General features: G+C 43.9%; 15 protein-coding genes and 1 pseudogene. 14 read left to right on the forward strand and 2 right to left on the reverse strand.

Going from position 1 to position 16,750, the window contains the following annotated elements:
- The first annotated feature begins 22 nt into the window (after positions 1-22).
- The 14 genes and pseudogenes from INQ51_RS13505 (at position 23) to INQ51_RS13565 (ending at position 14,615) form a co-directional block, all read left to right on the forward strand.
- Complete coding sequence (locus INQ51_RS13505; RefSeq protein ID WP_233378494.1) at positions 23-1,777, forward strand: alpha-L-rhamnosidase C-terminal domain-containing protein; 1,755 nt, start codon at positions 23-25, stop codon at positions 1,775-1,777.
- Positions 1,778-1,869: 92 nt separating this feature from the next.
- Complete coding sequence (locus INQ51_RS13510) at positions 1,870-3,540, forward strand: beta-N-acetylhexosaminidase (protein ID WP_233378495.1); 1,671 nt, start codon at positions 1,870-1,872, stop codon at positions 3,538-3,540.
- Positions 3,541-3,606: 66 nt separating this feature from the next.
- Positions 3,607-4,440, forward strand: a complete 834-nt coding sequence (locus INQ51_RS13515; protein ID WP_233378496.1) for a hypothetical protein — start codon at positions 3,607-3,609, stop codon at positions 4,438-4,440.
- A gap of 117 nt (positions 4,441-4,557) precedes the next feature.
- Positions 4,558-4,785 carry a hypothetical protein gene (locus tag INQ51_RS13520; protein WP_233378497.1) on the forward strand — a complete coding sequence of 76 codons (228 nt, stop codon included), beginning with the start codon at positions 4,558-4,560 and terminating at the stop codon, positions 4,783-4,785.
- 92 nt (positions 4,786-4,877) lie between these two features.
- A complete protein-coding gene (locus INQ51_RS13525) occupies positions 4,878-6,302 on the forward strand; it encodes a sulfatase (protein WP_233378498.1) in 1,425 nt (474 codons plus the stop codon).
- Positions 6,303-6,596: 294 nt separating this feature from the next.
- Entirely contained in the window at positions 6,597-7,994 is a 1,398-nt protein-coding gene (locus INQ51_RS13530) for a DUF1080 domain-containing protein (RefSeq protein ID WP_233378499.1), read from the forward strand.
- Positions 7,995-8,132: 138 nt separating this feature from the next.
- Positions 8,133-8,504, forward strand: a pseudogene (locus INQ51_RS22755) (Gfo/Idh/MocA family protein); the annotation flags it as partial.
- 6 nt (positions 8,505-8,510) lie between these two features.
- Positions 8,511-9,443: a hypothetical protein gene (locus INQ51_RS13535; RefSeq protein ID WP_410796351.1), complete on the forward strand. Its 933-nt coding sequence runs from the start codon at positions 8,511-8,513 to the stop codon at positions 9,441-9,443.
- 265 nt (positions 9,444-9,708) lie between these two features.
- Positions 9,709-10,119 carry a Fur family transcriptional regulator gene (locus tag INQ51_RS13540; RefSeq protein ID WP_233378501.1) on the forward strand — a complete coding sequence of 137 codons (411 nt, stop codon included), beginning with the start codon at positions 9,709-9,711 and terminating at the stop codon, positions 10,117-10,119.
- Between the two features lies 1 nt (position 10,120).
- Positions 10,121-10,483 carry a hypothetical protein gene (locus tag INQ51_RS13545; RefSeq protein WP_233378502.1) on the forward strand — a complete coding sequence of 121 codons (363 nt, stop codon included), beginning with the start codon at positions 10,121-10,123 and terminating at the stop codon, positions 10,481-10,483.
- 49 nt (positions 10,484-10,532) lie between these two features.
- Positions 10,533-12,929, forward strand: a complete 2,397-nt coding sequence (locus INQ51_RS13550; RefSeq protein ID WP_233378503.1) for a TonB-dependent receptor — start codon at positions 10,533-10,535, stop codon at positions 12,927-12,929.
- 9 nt (positions 12,930-12,938) lie between these two features.
- Positions 12,939-13,418: a DUF4625 domain-containing protein gene (locus INQ51_RS13555; protein ID WP_233378504.1), complete on the forward strand. Its 480-nt coding sequence runs from the start codon at positions 12,939-12,941 to the stop codon at positions 13,416-13,418.
- 88 nt (positions 13,419-13,506) lie between these two features.
- Positions 13,507-13,998 carry a DUF4625 domain-containing protein gene (locus tag INQ51_RS13560; protein WP_233378505.1) on the forward strand — a complete coding sequence of 164 codons (492 nt, stop codon included), beginning with the start codon at positions 13,507-13,509 and terminating at the stop codon, positions 13,996-13,998.
- 83 nt (positions 13,999-14,081) lie between these two features.
- Complete coding sequence (locus INQ51_RS13565) at positions 14,082-14,615, forward strand: dihydrofolate reductase family protein (RefSeq protein WP_233378506.1); 534 nt, start codon at positions 14,082-14,084, stop codon at positions 14,613-14,615.
- Between the two features lie 11 nt (positions 14,616-14,626).
- Here INQ51_RS13565 and INQ51_RS13570 read toward each other — a convergent pair whose 3' ends face one another.
- Both INQ51_RS13570 and INQ51_RS13575 read right to left on the reverse strand, forming a co-directional pair.
- Positions 14,627-15,376, reverse strand: coding sequence for a phosphatase PAP2 family protein (locus tag INQ51_RS13570; RefSeq protein WP_233378507.1), 750 nt, complete (start codon positions 15,374-15,376; stop codon positions 14,627-14,629).
- A 91-nt stretch (positions 15,377-15,467) separates the two neighbouring features.
- Entirely contained in the window at positions 15,468-16,748 is a 1,281-nt protein-coding gene (locus INQ51_RS13575; protein ID WP_233378508.1) for a cryptochrome/photolyase family protein, read from the reverse strand.
- Positions 16,749-16,750: the final 2 nt, after the last annotated feature.

Genomic DNA, 16,750 nt, shown 5'->3' on the forward strand with positions numbered 1-16,750 from the left:
TAGAAACATTAACTTTTACTATATGAACACCAAGGTTTTATTTATTTTATTATTTCTCGGTATTTCGAACGGAGCCTACAGTCAGGTTCCGGCGGTAGTGGAGGCTTCCAACCAGTCAGTTCGCTCTACTGTCTTAACGCAAAAATTTCTAGCTCCAACACGCATTGTCTGGAAATCAGATGAAACAGGTAAGCAGGTATTGAATGCCGAAAGTATTCTGAAGCCGGGTATCGGACAAGCTGATTTAAACCAGGGAAAATATCTGACACTTATAAACGATCAGGATTCGAAAGCAGGATTGATTCTCGATTTTGGCTGTGAAATACAGGGTGGAATTGAGATCGTTACCACGATCAACAATTCAAACCCGGCGGGATATGTTCGTGTTCGTTTGGGAGAATCCGTAAGTGAGACGATGAGTGATGTAGCTGTCGAAGGTGCAACAAACGATCACGCGATGCGCGATTTTACTGTTCAATTGCCGTGGCTGGGACGCCTGCTTGTTGGGGAATCGGGTTTTCGTTTTGTGAGAATTGATCTGCTGGATCCGAATACAAAAGTTGAGATCAAGGAGATCAGCGCTTCATTCAGGTACCGTGACATTCCTTATCTCGGGGCGTTTTCGTGTAATGATGAACGTTTGAATAAAATATGGATGACCGGCGCTTACACGGTCCACCTGAATATGCAGGATTACCTGTGGGATGGAATAAAACGCGACCGCCTGGTGTGGGTGGGCGATCTTCACCCGGAAGTGATGACGGTTAGTTCGGTTTTTGGCAACAACGAGGTAGTTCCGAAAAGTCTCGATTTGGCCCGTGACCTTACGCCCCTGCCCAACTGGATGAACGGAATCAGTTCGTATTCGATGTGGTGGCTTTTGATTCATCGCGACTGGTATTATTACCACGGCGATTTGGCTTACCTGAAGCAGCAGCAAAATTACATGGTTGATTTGCTAAACCTGTTGTCCACTAAAATAGATGCCAATGGTAAAGAAACACTGGATGGAAACCGTTTTCTCGACTGGCCTTCCAGTGAAAACCAGGAGGCGGTTCATACCGGCTTGCAATCGATGATGGTGATGACCTTTGAGGCCGGGGCCGATTTGTGTGAAATCATGGGCGACAAGGAAACTGCTAAACTTTGTCACGCATCAGTTGAAAAATTAAAGAAACACGTTCCCGGTATGGCTGAATCAAAACAGGCTGCTGCTTTGCTTGCCATGTCTGGATTAGTGACGCCTGCGCAGGGAAACAATGACGTTCTTGCCCGGGATGGAGTGCATAAAATGTCGACTTTCTATGGGTATTATATGCTAATTGCACGTGCTATGGCTGGCGATTACCAAGGCGCTCTTGATAATATTCGTGATTACTGGGGCGCTATGCTCGATCTGGGAGCAACCACTTTCTGGGAAGACTTTGATATTGACTGGACAAAAAATGCAGCCCGTATTGATGAGCTTGTTCCTGAAGGCAAAGTTGATATTCATAAAACATACGGAGGTTATTGTTACAAGCAATTCCGTCACAGTTTTTGTCACGGGTGGGCATCGGGGCCCACGAGCTGGCTTTCTCAATATGTGCTGGGAGTGAACGTTTTGGAACCCGGTTGTAAAACGATTAAACTGGAACCTCACCTGGGCGATTTGCGGTGGGTAAAAGGAAGCTTTCCTACGCCACACGGCGTGCTTGAAATAGAACACCGAAAACTGGAGTACGGAGAAGTAAAAACTACTTATAAGGCTCCCAAAGGGGTGAAAATTGTAAGATGATAAATCTAAACTGAGTTTGATCATTTTGATCCGGCAAAAGAGTTAATCCAAATAAAATAATATAATTGATTAATTTTTAAGTTATTATAAATATGAAGAATAAAAAAGAGAGAGGAGATGCTTTGTGCAGGGGAGTTGAAAATAAGCTTGTGGCTTCATCTTTCAGGCAGTTTTATGCCATGGTTTTGTTATTATTTGTTATGTCTCCATTCGTGGTTCAGGCGGCTGATATTCGTATTCTTCCCGAACCTTGCAGTGTAGTGGATCTTCAAAAGGAGGTTTCGTTAGCTCAAAATTTGAAAGTGTATATCGATAAAAAGTCGTCACTGGATGAAGATTATGTAAAGCAAGTACTGACGGAGGAGGGATTTGATATTCGGGTGGTAAGTTCAGAAAAAGCTGCTGACCTTGTTTTTCAAATGGACGGTAAGGTTGTACCCGAACAAGATGGCTATCATTTGAGGGTGTACAGTCCGGAACGAAAAAAACAGATTTATGCAGTTGGAAATTCAAGAAATGGTTTGCTTTATGCGTTGCAAACCTTTAGACAACTTATTGTTAACGATGGTGTTCACAAAAAAATCCCATCCTGTGAAATAACAGATTATCCTGCATTTATGTGGCGCTCATACATGTTGGACGAATCGAGGCATTTTCATGGAAAAGAGGTGGTAAAGAAATTATTGGATGAGATGGTCCGGCTAAAAATGAATGTTTTTCACTGGCATTTAGTTGATGACCCGGGGTGGCGTTTGGAGATAAAAAAATATCCGCTTTTAACCGAGATAGGAGCCAAAGGAAACTATACCATGATGCGCGATGGAATTACTCCATTGGATTCAGCAAGTTTAAGTTTAACGGATCGTTGGTATTATACACAGGATGAGATTCGGGAAATTGTGGCTTATGCCGATGCGCGTGGTATTAGTATTATGCCGGAGATTGAAATTCCGGGTCATGTCACGGCTTCCCTTTATGCATATCCCTGGCTGGGTGCTTCAAGTAAGCAACATGGGAAAACTGTTGCTGGCGATCTTTACGATGTTACTGATCCCAATATGGAGCAGTTCTTTTATGATGTCTTGGACGAGGTTACGGCTTTGTTTCCTGCCCGGATTGTGCACATTGGCGGAGATGAGGCTAATTACGTGCATTGGCAAAACTCACTGGCCATTAATACTTTTATGCAGGAAAACAATATTCCTACGTATACCGATCTGCAAGTGTGGGCCATTAACCGGGTTTCAAAATACCTGTCTTCAAATGATATACGAATGATGGGGTGGAATGAAATAACCGGGGAAAATATCCGCAACGATGCCCATATTCAAAAAAGTGAGTCTGAGACACTGGCACCCGGAACCGTGGTTCAATTCTGGGATGGCGAAGTTTCGCTTATTAATAAAGCCATTGACAAAGGCTATGATGTGGTAAATTCCAACCGGGTTTATACCTACCTGGATTATGACTACGGAACAATTCCGTTGGAAAAGGCTTACAGTTTTATGCCTGTTCCTGAAGGGATTGCAGACAAGGATAAGGGAAAGATATTAGGTATTGGTTGCCAGATGTGGGGCGAATTTATCCCAACAACCGCACGTTTATATTATCAAACTTTTCCGCGTATTGCAGCCTATGCCGAGGTTGGATGGGTGGCTCCGGAGCGCAAAGGCTCTTACTCGTTTTTTAGAGAGCGACTAAAGTCGTTGGAAACCATCTGGGAGAAGCTGGGGTATTTGAATGATCAAAAGGATAAGTATTAGAGGGGATCATCGCGAACTGGCATTCCTTTGATTCATTGTTAGTTAAGTTGAGTTGAAAAGAAAGACATGCAACCATTTAAATTCTTTCTGATAAAATTGAGTTCACTTAGTGATAAAAGGACCATTCCTCTTTTTTCAGTAGTAAAAGTATGTTTGGTTACATCATTTTTGCTGATTGCCTTGTGCAGTTGTGGCTCCAATAGTGGCGAAACTTCTGATGTTCCCGATACCCCGGGCATTGAAAATGAAGAGGTGAAAGGTCTCGATATTACAGGGATGAATGATGTGGTAAGCATTTGTTACAGTGTTTGGTTTAACAATGTTTACCGGCCATCGTTTTATAATATTACTGAAATTTTAAAAAACAGGCCCCAGGATCCGCAGTGGGGGTCTGTTAATACCTTTCATTATTGGGCTGAGCCGGCTTTAGGATATTACAACTCTGACAATGTAGAAGTGATAAAGACTCATTTACATCAACTGAATGCAGCCAAGGTTGACTTCATTATTCTTGATTTTACAAATGGATTGGCTGAAATGCTTCTGGAGGATACAGAGGTGCTTTGCAATACTGCATTGGACTTGCGTAAAGCCGGGGAAGACACCCCGGGAATTGTGTTTTGGTGTCAGAACAGTGAGTCGGACCGATCGTCCAACGGGAAAAAGATATATGATCTGTTTTACAAATCCGGAAAATACGATGAGTTGTTTGTTTATTGGTCGGGAAAACCTTTCCTGATTACGACGAAAGAACCAACTGATTCTACTGATGAGTCACTTACAGATTATTTTACATGTCGCCAGATGTGGGGGCTGCAAACTTCACTTGCTTCGCGGGAATGGTCGTTTCTTCAGGATGAACCTCAGAATGTAGCCATGAGCGGGAGCAGGGCAGAGTAAATATCGGTTTCTGTTGCACACCAGGAAACATATATTTCGTACGCTACAGCAACCACCAGAAATAAAGGAAAAACTTTTCAGGAGCAATGGAAAAGGGCTTTTTCTCTCAGGCCCAAAGTGGTGACAATAACCTGGTGGAATGAGTGGATGGCTCAACGCTTTGTTGATGAAAATGGCGGAACACGTTTTGTCGACAATTATACGCGGGAAGCCAGCCGTGATATTGAGCCAATGAAAGGCGGACATGGTGATTTGTATTATCAGTTTATGAAAACGTACATTGAGGCCTACAAATCGCATGCTGATTTCCCTGAAGGTTTATTGGAAACCAAGGATTATGATTAATTCATCGATAGATGGCTGCTAAACTATGTTTCTATTTTTAGCAGGATATTCTTAAATTCAACGAAAAAGAAATAACTGTAATATAACCTGCTATGAATATAAATTACGCTTTGATATCTCGTTTTTTTGTACTGGCATTTTTTATTGTGACAGCTTGTTCTTCAGGTGAGAAGGCAAGCCCAAAACAGCCGCCCAATATTATTTTCCTTTTAACCGATGATCAGCGGTGGAATGCGATGGGGGCGATGGGAAACAGCATTATCAAAACACCGAATATGGATGAACTGGCCGATAACGGAGTTTTATTTACTAATACCCACGTAACCACTTCTATTTGTTGTTGCAGCCGTGCCAGCATTTTATCTGGGCAATATGTTTCCAGACACGGAATCAATGGATTCAGTACACCTTTTTCAGAAGAAGCTGTTCAAGAAACCTATCCTTTGCTTTTAAAGAAAAATGGATATTCAATCGGCTTTATTGGAAAATACGGGATTGGTAATCCTGCTCAGTTTCCGGATACACTATATGATTACTGGGCTTGCGATGCCAAACATCAACCCAATTATGAGAATAAAGATGAAAACGGAAATTTTATTCATTACACGGATGTTGTAAACAAACGCATTATGGATTTTCTCGATTCCTACGGAAAGGAGGAAAGACCGTTTTGCTTGTCGGTAAGCTTTAAAGCACCGCATTGCGAGGATGGTGATCCGCGTCAGTTTATTTATGCCGAGCGGTATAAAGATTTGTATGCCGATGTGGAAATTCCCTTGCCCGAAACCGCCGATTCTTCTTTCTATAATTTCTTCCCCGAAGATTTTAGAAACCCGGTAAAGAACGGAACTACCTTTCTGAACGAAGGCCGGAAACGTTGGGAGTTGAGGTTCCCGAACGAAGAGAAGTACCAGGAGTCGGTGCGGTCGTATTACCGGCTGATTACCGGCGTGGACGATGTAATCGGAAATTTAAGACAGAAACTGGAAGAAACAGGACAGGCAGCAAACACGGTCATAATTTTTATGGGCGACAATGGTTTTTATCTCGGAGAGCACGGGCTTGCCGGAAAATGGTATGCACACCGCGAATCGGTAAAAGTGCCGTTTTTTATTTACGATCCAAGATTTGATGATCAGTTCCGGGGGCAAAAAGTGAATGAATTTGCGCTGAATATCGATGTGGCTCCTACCATTCTTGCGCTGGCCGGTGTTGACATTCCTGAAGGTGTGCAGGGAGTCAATGCCTTGGATTTAGTGACAAAAAATGCCTCGGAACGAAAAGAGTTTTTCTACGAACATAAAGTTGATATCCCTACAATACCCAAGTCGGAAGCTGTAATATCTCAAAAATTCAAATACATAAACTATCCTGAGTTAAGCACTCCGTTTGAAGAATTGTACGACCTTGAGCGCGATCCGCTGGAAAAAACAAACCTGGCAGGTAACGAGGTTTATATGAATGTGCTGAATGAGTACAGGCAAAAACTAGCAACATTGGCGGAGAAGGCAAAGTGATTGTAGAATAAGGTAGTTGGTACTGAATTACATTTTCAATATTCTGTAGAATGTTGTGTGGTTCTTTCAGGAATTAAATAATTTTTCTATTTTCGTGCACGTACACGGAGCTGGGATTTAAATCGGTAACGAATCAGTCGAAGTAGTAAGAATGGCGCTTTGGAAATACGATTTTTGAGTAGGCCACCGCTTCAGTACCGAAGGAGATTCACATTCTGATTATAACTAAAGAATCAACGAGCCAGTCTTTTACAATCATGATCTGAAGAATCATAGAATCTAAATAGTGAACAAATGAAACAACTAACAAAATTTACCACCTTGCTGATCCTTGCCGGATTTCTGGTAAGTGCAAAAGCTGACAGAGAAAACACCTGGACCGACCTTTTTAACGGAAAAAATCTGAAGGGCTGGAAAGTATTAAACGGAACAGCCGAATACAAGGTAGAGAATGGTGAGATAATCGGGACCAGTAAAACCGGCACTCCCAACACCTTTTTGGCCACGGAAAAGAACTACGGAGATTTTATTCTTGAGTATGAAATGAAAATGGAGTCCGGTCTTAATTCCGGGGTGCAGATCAGAAGCAACAGTTTAAAAGACTACAAAGATGGCCGCGTGCATGGTTACCAGGTAGAGTGCGACGATTCGGAAAGAAAGTGGTCGGGCGGAATTTACGATGAGGCACGCCGCGGCTGGCTTTACTCGCTGGAATACAACCAGCCGGCTAAAGGAGCTTTTAAAAACGGCGAGTGGAATAAATACCGTGTGGAAGCCATTGGCAACAGTATACGTACCTGGATCAACGGTCAGCCGGTGGCAAACCTGGTTGACGATCTTACCGCCGAAGGTTTCATCGGTCTGCAGGTACATTCCATTGGGAATAATGAGAAACACGAGGGCAAAACCATTCGCTGGAAAAATATCCGGATCATGACAGAAAACCTGGAGAGTGCCCGTATGAAGATGCCCGACGATGTGCGGGAAGTAAGCTATTTAACCAATACGCTTACCGAAAACGAAAAGAATGATGGATGGAAGCTGCTTTGGGACGGAAAAACCACCAACGGTTGGAAAGGAGCAAAAGCAGAGTCGTTCCCGGCCAAAGGATGGCATATTGCAGACGGAACATTGGTAGTTGAAAAAGCCGATGGTGCAGAGTCGGGAAACGGTGGTGATATCATTACCGAGAAGCGCTATAAAAACTTTGTGTTGGAGGTGGATTTCAATATGACAGAAGGCGCCAACAGCGGCATCAAGTATTTTGTGCAGGCAGATCTGAACAAAGGCGAAGGATCAGCCATTGGTTGTGAATTTCAGATACTCGACGACAAGAATCACCCCGACGCAAAAAATGGATTGCAGGGCAATCGCACGCTGGCTTCGCTGTATGACTTGATTCCGGCCAACGGAAAGTTTTTCAATCCCTTTCTTCAGGAAAAACGATTTAACGGAGTAAACAGTTGGAACCGTGCACGGATTGAAGTAAACGGAAACCATGTTGCTCATTACTTAAACGGTAGTAAAGTGGTGGAATACGAACGAAATACCCAGGAGTGGCAGGCATTGGTGAACTACAGTAAATACCAGAAATGGGAAAACTTTGGAAATTTCGAAGATGGCCACATTCTTCTTCAGGATCATGGGGACAAAGTGCAATTTAAAAACATAAAAATCAAAGAACTGAATTAATAAACCAAGACCTTTTTAACGATAAACCAATTAAAGATGCAAACAAACAGACGAAAGTTTATTCGGAATTCGATGCTGGGGCTGGGAGCGATGACAATTGTTCCGGGGCACGTTGTGTTCGGAAAGCCGGGCCGGGTTATGCCCAGTGATAAAGTAAATGTGGCTTTCTGCGGAATCGGAAACCGTGGTGGGCAGATACTGAAAGATATTATGCGAACCGGCTTGGCCAACAACGCGGCCATGTGCGATACCGATATGGGAGCCAAGCACACGCTCGATTCGATCAAGGAATTTCCGGATGTAAAACAATTCCAGGATTTCAGGGTGATGTTCGACAAAGCCGGGAAAACCTTTGATGCTGTAGTTGTAGGCACGCCCGATTTCTCACATTTCCCGATCACCATTCTGGCCATGTCGCAGGGGAAAGGTGTGTACGTCGAAAAACCTTTGACCCGTACCTTTCAGGAATCTGATTTATTGATGAAGGCGGCGGAAAAATACAAGGTGGTCACCCAAATGGGAAACCAGGGGCATTCGGATGGTAATTACTTTCAGTTTAAAACCTGGGTGGAAAAAGGCATTATAAAAGACGTAACAAAAGTGGTAGCCCATATGAACAGTGCGCGCAGATGGCACGGTTGGGACACTGGTATGAAGTCTTTCCCAAAGGCAGAACCAATGCCGGAAACACTGGATTGGGATACTTGGCTGGGAACGGCTCAGCATCACGATTACAACAAGGATTTTGTTAACGGACAGTGGCGCTGCTGGTACGATTTCGGCATGGGCGCACTCGGTGACTGGGGAGCGCATCTGATTGATACGGTTCATGAGTTTTTGGAGCTGGGTTTGCCCTACGAGGTTGACCCTGTAAAGATCGAAGGACACAATCCGTTGTTTTATCCGCAAGCCACCACACTCGATTTTAAATTCCCAAAAAGAAAGGGGATGCCGGCGCTTACCATCAGTTGGTACGACGGGGTGGATAATCTTCCGGAATTACCCGAAGGTTATGGTGAGTCGGAACTGGCTTCCAACATTCCCGCTGCCAGTACGGGCCAGATTGAAAAGCGAAAACTCAATCCTGGTAAGATAATTTATAGCAAAGACTTGATCTTCAAAGGAGGTTCACACGGAAGTACGCTATCGATTCTGCCATCAAAGAATGCTGAAAAGGTGATGAAAAATCTACCGGAAGTACCGGAAAGTACATCCAACCATTTTAAGAATTTCTTGCTGGCGTGTAAAGGCGAAGAAAAGACCCGGTCTCCGTTTGAAGTTTCGGGGCCATTGAGCCAGGTGTTTGTATTAGGTACGCTGGCACAGCGTTTAAATACAAAACTAACTTTCGACCGTGCCACGCAACAGATAACCAACAATGCGGTTGCCAACGAATTGTTGCAGGGACCGCCACCACGAAAAGGCTGGGAAGAATTTTACCGGTTATAACCAATAAAAGAGCGCTTACATTAAGCGCTTTTTTGTTTTATGTGCTTTGTCATTTACTCAATGCGACTCTGATTCTGTGCTTCAAAATCATTTGGCCGAAGTTTTGCCTGTCCGGTGAGGTGGGGATCCTGATCCGCCCAGCAAACAGCATGACGCTCAAGTTCTCCTGCCCATTACAAACCCTGTTTATGCAAGTCCTCATAATCTTCAAATTTGTTTCTTAAAATATTTGCAACATTGTTGCATTTGATATATGTTTGCAACAATGAATCCAAAGGAAATTCTGAATAGTCATAATCTGAAGCGTACCAGTTGTCGCGAAGGCATAATTGAAGTGATTATGTCATCAGATAAAGCATTGTCAGAAAATGAGATACGCGACCGATTGTTTGGGAATTATGACCGGACAACTTTTTACCGTTCGTTTAAAACCCTGGTTGAAAGCAGCATTGTTCACAAAATAGTGGTGGATAACAACCTGGTGAAATATGCGCTCGATAACCAGCTTACCCATAAGAATGAACACGCACACTTTTATTGCAACGAATGTAATTCGGTGGTTTGCCTGGAATCGGTAACCATCGAAAAGCCGGCATTGCCCGAAGGATTCAGCAGCTCAGAGATTGATTTTGTAATAAAGGGAACCTGCAAACTGTGTAAGGAGAAAGCCGAATAGATTGACAAAACACATTCGACATATAGCCTGGGTTTTATGGGTGGTTTTTGCGTTTCCAATAACGTACCAGCCCCTTCACATCGTCTGGCATCATGGCCATCGCGAATCAGCTGTTTGTTGCCACGAAGCACATGTTTGTCACATTGCTTACCGGGAAAATCAATCGGGCGAGAAACTTGTCGAAAAAGAAGATCAGTGCCCGGTTTGTGATTTCCAGTTTTCAGTAAACAGTGTTCCGGTTCATATTGTGGCCGAGAGCTACGTGCCGACAGTGAGAATAGCTAGGAACGAGGCGGTTACAGAAAAGTTTGTTCCCTGTATTGTACTCATCAAATCGCCCCGCGCGCCGCCATCTGTAGTGTAACATTCTTCCCCCATATTTTTTAGAATTATACGAACTCAATTTTATTGAAATGAGGAAAATACTCGTGTTGCTGAGCATGAGCGTTGTGTGGTGTGCTGTTTCGGCTCAAAATACTTTTGTGCTTTCCGGCAAGATCACTGACGAGAAAAACAAAGAACTTCCGGGGGCTGCCATTGTGGTAAGCCCGGGAGAAAAGGGAGTTGTTTCCGATGCGCGTGGCAATTACCGGATCGACGGAATAACTGAAGGAAAATACCAGGTTCGGGTATCTTTTATCGGGTACCGGGAGTTTACGGATTCTGTACAGGTCAGCTCGAACACAACATTTAACTGTAAGCTGAAGTTTGTGCCGCTCAACCTGCAGGAAGTAGTGGTTACCGATAATTATGCTGAAACACGTAAAAAGGAAGAAACCCTGAATGTGGAAGTGGTAAACGATGATTTTCTGCGCCAAAACGCGGGAGGAAGCCTGATGAAATCGCTGGAGCGGCTTCCGGGAGTTTCTACCATCGACATTGGTTCCGGACATTCAAAACCTGTCATTCGCGGACTGGGTTTTAACCGGGTAGTGGTGGTTGAAAACGGCGTAAAACACGAAGGACAGCAATGGGGGGCCGATCACGGACTGGAAATTGACCAGTATTCTGTTGATAACGTAGAAGTGATCAAAGGTCCGGCATCGCTGATGTTTGGCTCCGATGCCGTTGGTGGTGTTATCGATATCAAACAATATCACCTGCCGGCCGAACACTCGATAAACGGTATGGTAAACCTGGTGGGAAAGACCAACAACAATCTGCTGGGGACTTCGGTGGAGGTTGCCGGAAGAAAGGACTGGTTTTTTGCAAGGTTACAGGCAACCGTTCTTGATTACGGCGATTATAAAGTGCCTGCCGACAGCGTTGATATATATTCGTACCGTGTGCCGCTTTACAAAAATCACTTGCGAAATACTGCGGGTTACGAACGCAACTGGCATTTATCGTTCGGCATTGTAAAACCGCGGTTTCAAAGCCGTTTTTTTGCCAGCAATATCAGTAGCAAAAGTGGCTTTTTCGCCAATGCACATGGTTTGGAGCCGCGAAATGTTGACACCGAACTACACGATAAATCGAAGCGCGATATTTTGTATCCCTTTCAGCAGGTCGATCATTTTAAGCTGGTTAATAAAAGTTGGTGGAAAATGGGGAAAGCCACTTTTAATGCAGACTTGGGGTTTCAGCGAAATTTCAGACAGGAAAAAAGCAACTACACAAGTCACGGATACATGCCACCCGTTTTCCCGGATACGATGAGCTTTGCAGCCGATTTGGAACGCGAATTTGATAAATACGTGTATTCCGGAACTTTAAAAGCCAGTTTGGAGCAAAATACCCAAACGACTTATACGGCCGGAGTAAGCAGCGAATACCAGGAGAACCGCATTGATGGGCGGGGATTTATTATTCCGGCTTTTCAGCAATTTACACTGGGAGGATTTCTGGTTGCGAAACATTCTTTTTCTGAAAAAAGCTTGTTGCAATTCGGTTTGCGTTTCGATTACGGTACGATTAAAACAGAGGCTTATTACGACTGGTTTTCGTCGCCAACAGAAAATGGCAACGCGTATTTGCAACGGGCACAAGACTTAGACCGAAGTTTCTCCAATGTTTCGTGGTCGGCAGGGTATAGCTACTCCCCCGAGCATTGGCTCCTTAAAGTAAATGTTGGAAAAAGCTTTCGAATGCCCATTGCCAAAGAGCTGGCAGCAAACGGGGTGAACTATCATCATTTTAGTTACGAGGTGGGAAATCCTGATTTATCGGCCGAAGTTTCGTATCAGTTGGATGGCGGTGTAGAATACCATTCGCAAAAACTGACGGTGGGAATAACGCCGTTTCTGAATTACTTTCCGAATTACATTTACCTGAACCCGACCTCGGAGCACGATCGTTTGTATGGAAACGGGAACCAGGTTTATATCTATCAGCAAAGCGAAGTTTTTCGGCTGGGGGGCGAGTTGCATGCACATTACCAGCTTTTGAAATCACTACAGATAGGTGTAATCGGAGAGTACGTTTATTCGGAACAGTTATCGGGAGAAAAGAAGGGCTTTACGCTACCGTTTTCTCCACCGGCTTCGGCCATAATCAACCTGAAGTACCGGAAAGAAAAGTTCCTGTTTTTTCAGCATGCTTACACCTCGGTGGATTATCGCTTAACAGCCGCTCAAAACAACATTGTTCCTCCCGAAGAAACAACAGATGCTTATCAGACAGTTAACCTCGGAATGGGAGGAGAAGTGAAAATCAGACAGCAAAACCTGAAACTGTCGTTACAGGTACAAAACCTGTTTAATACCAGATACTTTAGTCATACCAGCTACTACAGGCTGATTAATTTACCCGAATCGGGACGGAATTTTATACTGAATGTTTCCATTCCTTTTTCGGGCGAAATAAAATAAACAATTATTATGAAAACAAATTTGAGATTATTACTGCCTCAGGCGAAAACAATTATTTATCTATTATCAATTCCCTCTGTATTTTATTTAACCAGTTGTGACGATGATGGCGATACACAGAAACCGCTTGTCACAAACCTCGAAGTGGGGCACGGTGATACGATTCACATTGGTGAGGGAATTCACCTGGAATTTGATGCAGAAGACGATGGCTTGCTGGATTATTACCGCATCCAGATTCATCCTGAAAACGGGCACGACAAAAGTGCTTTGGGAGAACTGGCCTGGGATTACGACAGCACCTTTACAGAGATTTCGGGCTTGCACAATCATACTGTGCACCATCACAACATTATGGTGCCTGTAGAAACAGCTGAAGGTGCGTATCATTTTCACCTGATGGTTGCCGACAAAGCCGGAAACGTGACGGCCATTGAGCGGGAACTTGTGGCTACTCACGAGGACGGTGAACATACCGACGAAGATTAATTTATTTCTGGAAATGCAGAGAAGAGCCAGCGACAGATACTTGCCGGCTCTCTCTCTGCAAGTACTTAATTATTAAAATATTGAAATGATGAAGACACAAAATAAAATTCTGTTATTACTAATGCTGGCAGTTACTGCGTTTGCCTGTTCCGAAACCGACGACAAAGACGATCAGAAACCTGTAATAAGTATGTCCGGAACTGAAGTATTTCCGAATAACTGTGATACGCTCTATTTTGGGGAAGCTTTCACTTTCCGGATTCACTTTTCGGATAATCAGGAACTTGGTTCTTTCAGCATTGCCATGCACAATAATTTCGATCATCATTCGCACAGCACCGAAGTTACAGAGTGCGTATTCGGACCCGTAAAGACTGCGGTTAACGCGTTTACTTTTATTGAAGATTACCCGATTCCGGAAGGAGACAAAGAATACGAAGTAAACATGAGTGTTGAAATTCCGTCGGGAGAAGGAACTACTCCTTTTGATGAAGGCGATTATCACTTTTTTATCAGTTTAACTGACAAGGCTGGTTGGTCGACACAAAAGGGGCTAAGTATAAAAATTCTGCACCGTTAAGCGCTAAATGAATTTTGCCGTGTTTTATTGACGAGGTGATGAATTCTCCATATATTACACCTCAACTTTAGACAGCTTTCAACATGAATTACGTATTTATAGCTCAGAGTATTGACGGATATATTGCCGACAAAAAAGGTGGTGTTGAATGGCTGGAGAGCGTACCCAATCCCGATCAGATTGACATGGGGTACAAGGCTTTTATGGAAAGGGTGGATGCCATTGTGATGGGGCGGGCTACTTTTGAAACCGTTTTGGGATTTGGCATTCCGTGGCCTTACGAAAAGCCGGTTTTTGTACTCAGTAACTCGTTGAAAACGGTTCCTGATGCATTGCATGGGAAGGTTGAGCTAACAGCCGGTTCGCCGGATGAAATATGCACCGCTTTGCAAGACAAAGGTTACGAGAATCTGTACATCGACGGAGGCAAGACCATTCAGTATTTTCTGGCGGAAGATTTAATCGATGAAATGATTATCACCACCATTCCGGTGGTTCTTGGCGGAGGTATTTCTTTGTTTGGAGAACTTCCGACCCTGCTGGAATTCAGCCGGTTGAAAACCGAAGTTTACCTGGACGAGGTGGTCCAAACCAGGTATATCCGAAAAAATACTTAGGAAAACGGAAATCAGAAAGTAAAAGCCATTCCTAGGCCCATTTGCTCGCCGTTGTAATAAGGCACAATACAACCAGAAATATTGTCGCTTCCTTTAAACAGCGTATTCCGGATGAAGGGGTGAACCCAGTAGGCAATTTTTGTACTGAGCATCCCAATTCCGGCACCGGTGGCAACATCGGTTAACCAGTGACGGTTGTTGTACATGCGGAAAAAACCGGTTCCGGCGGCCACCAGATAACCCGAAATACCGTACCAAACAGATACGTCTTTGTACTCCTGGTACAGAAATTCGGCGCCCATAAAAGCGGTTGCTGTATGCCCCGAAGGAAACGAATTCTGCGAGGAACCATCGGGGCGAAGAATGTTGGTCGAGTTTTTCAGAATCGTTACCGTACTTCCCATCAGCAAATAGGCGGTGGCCAAAATCGTTGTCCGGTCTCTGAAATTATGTTTCCCTTCCACTCCGGCAAGGTTTAAGGCATACACCGACACAAAAGGAGCATATTGCGAAAAATCATCTATGGTGAATCGTTTATCGATGTGTTCGGTTATTTCTTCGCTTACTTCAGAATTGAGGTCTTTTATAAAATCACTTTCCAGTCCAATAACCCCGAAAGTGATCAGTGCGGAGGAAACAGCAAGTGCAGCCGGCTTAAATTTCAACTCCTGATTTGTTCGTAAGGTGTCTTTCCGGCTGGTATTTCCCAATAGAGCAAGCTGCCCAAAAACAAGGGCTAAAAGGAGTAAAATAGTCTTCACTTGTTGAATGTTTTGAGTTGTAAATCATAAAGTAAACTCAATATTATACAAATTGTTTGGGAATTACAATAGCCGGTTGATTGTCTGTGGTTTACTTGATGATTCCCCGCTGATAAGCAGCAAGCGCCCGTTGGCGGGCAAAAGTATGTTCCACCATGGGAGTTGGGTAGCTGAATGAATCCAGTTCAGGAATCCAGCGTTTTATGTACCCCAGGTTTTTATCAAATTTCTTTTGTTGTTCGGATGGATTGAAAATTCTGAAATAAGGAGCTGCATCGCAACCGGTACCCGCTGCCCACTGCCAGTTGCCATTGTTCGACGACAATTCGTAATCCAAAAGCTTTTTAGCAAAGTAAGCTTCTCCCCAACGCCAGTCGATGAGCAGGTGCTTGCACAGAAAGCTTGCAGTAACCATCCGAACGCGGTTATGCATGTACCCGGTTTCGTTTAATTCGCGCATGCCGGCATCTACCATCGGATAACCGGTTTCGCCCCGGCACCAGCGTTCAAATTCCTTTTCGTTGTTTCGCCACTGAATTCCGTCGTATTTTGCCCGAAAATTATGATGAACCACCCGGGGATAATGAAAAAGGATCTGCATAAAGAATTCCCTCCAAATGAGTTCACTCAAAAATACCGGGAATTTATCGTTGATCTTGCGAACAACTTCCCGGATGCTGATGGTGCCAAAACGAAGATGAACACTTAGGTTGGATGTGCCTTCCAAAGCTGGTAAATTCCGGGTTTGCTCATAATTACCGAGCACCGAGAAGTTGGCCTCTTTTACGGGTATTGGATTTTCTGAAAAGCCAATTGTCTCAAGGGGAGGAAAGTCAAAGATTTTGTTTTCAAGATTTTCCCATTTTGTGTTTGGAAAAGCGGGCAATCCTTGTGTTTGCAGTTGTTGCAGCCATTTGTTTTTATACGGAGTAAAGACAGTGTAGCATTCTCCATCCGGTTTCATTACCTCACTTTCTTCAAATACAACCTGATCTTTCAACAAAAAAACAGGGATGTTGGCAGCCGCCAAAAGCATTTTTACCTGCTCATCGCGCCGGATGGCATAAGGCTCGTAATCCTTGTTAAAGTAAACCTCTTTAATCGGAAATTGCTGAATCATTTCTTTCCAAACCTCTTGCGGATCGCCGTGTTTGATCAGCAGACCCGATCCAAATTTTCGGAGTTCAGCATTTATCTTTTGCAATTGCCGGTAAATAAACGTAAGCCTTGCATCGTCGGGGGGGAGCTCATCCAGAATATTTGTGTCGAATATAAAAAGCGGGATCACCTTTAGTGTTCCGGAAAGCACTTTTGCGAGTGCGGTGTTATCCTCCAGCCGGAGGTCTCTTCGAAACCAGAAAACAGCATTCATTT

The sequence above is a fragment of the Maribellus sp. CM-23 genome (genome assembly GCF_021354595.1).
Classification (GTDB): domain Bacteria; phylum Bacteroidota; class Bacteroidia; order Bacteroidales; family Prolixibacteraceae; genus Draconibacterium.

What these genes read in the sequence shown, in the direction of transcription:
- INQ51_RS13535 (WP_410796351.1), top strand. Translation starts at nt 8,511, where the DNA reads ATGGGAAACCAGGGGCATTCGGATGGTAATTACTTTCAGTTTAAAACC.
- INQ51_RS13515 (WP_233378496.1), top strand. Translation starts at nt 3,607, where the DNA reads ATGCAACCATTTAAATTCTTTCTGATAAAATTGAGTTCACTTAGTGAT.
- INQ51_RS13540 (WP_233378501.1), top strand. Translation starts at nt 9,709, where the DNA reads ATGAATCCAAAGGAAATTCTGAATAGTCATAATCTGAAGCGTACCAGT.
- INQ51_RS13525 (WP_233378498.1), top strand. Translation starts at nt 4,878, where the DNA reads ATGAATATAAATTACGCTTTGATATCTCGTTTTTTTGTACTGGCATTT.
- INQ51_RS13505 (WP_233378494.1), top strand. Translation starts at nt 23, where the DNA reads ATGAACACCAAGGTTTTATTTATTTTATTATTTCTCGGTATTTCGAAC.
- INQ51_RS13550 (WP_233378503.1), top strand. Translation starts at nt 10,533, where the DNA reads ATGAGGAAAATACTCGTGTTGCTGAGCATGAGCGTTGTGTGGTGTGCT.
- INQ51_RS13575 (WP_233378508.1), bottom strand. Translation starts at nt 16,748, where the DNA reads ATGAATGCTGTTTTCTGGTTTCGAAGAGACCTCCGGCTGGAGGATAAC.
- INQ51_RS13565 (WP_233378506.1), top strand. Translation starts at nt 14,082, where the DNA reads ATGAATTACGTATTTATAGCTCAGAGTATTGACGGATATATTGCCGAC.
- INQ51_RS13530 (WP_233378499.1), top strand. Translation starts at nt 6,597, where the DNA reads ATGAAACAACTAACAAAATTTACCACCTTGCTGATCCTTGCCGGATTT.
- INQ51_RS13510 (WP_233378495.1), top strand. Translation starts at nt 1,870, where the DNA reads ATGAAGAATAAAAAAGAGAGAGGAGATGCTTTGTGCAGGGGAGTTGAA.
- INQ51_RS13555 (WP_233378504.1), top strand. Translation starts at nt 12,939, where the DNA reads ATGAAAACAAATTTGAGATTATTACTGCCTCAGGCGAAAACAATTATT.
- INQ51_RS13560 (WP_233378505.1), top strand. Translation starts at nt 13,507, where the DNA reads ATGAAGACACAAAATAAAATTCTGTTATTACTAATGCTGGCAGTTACT.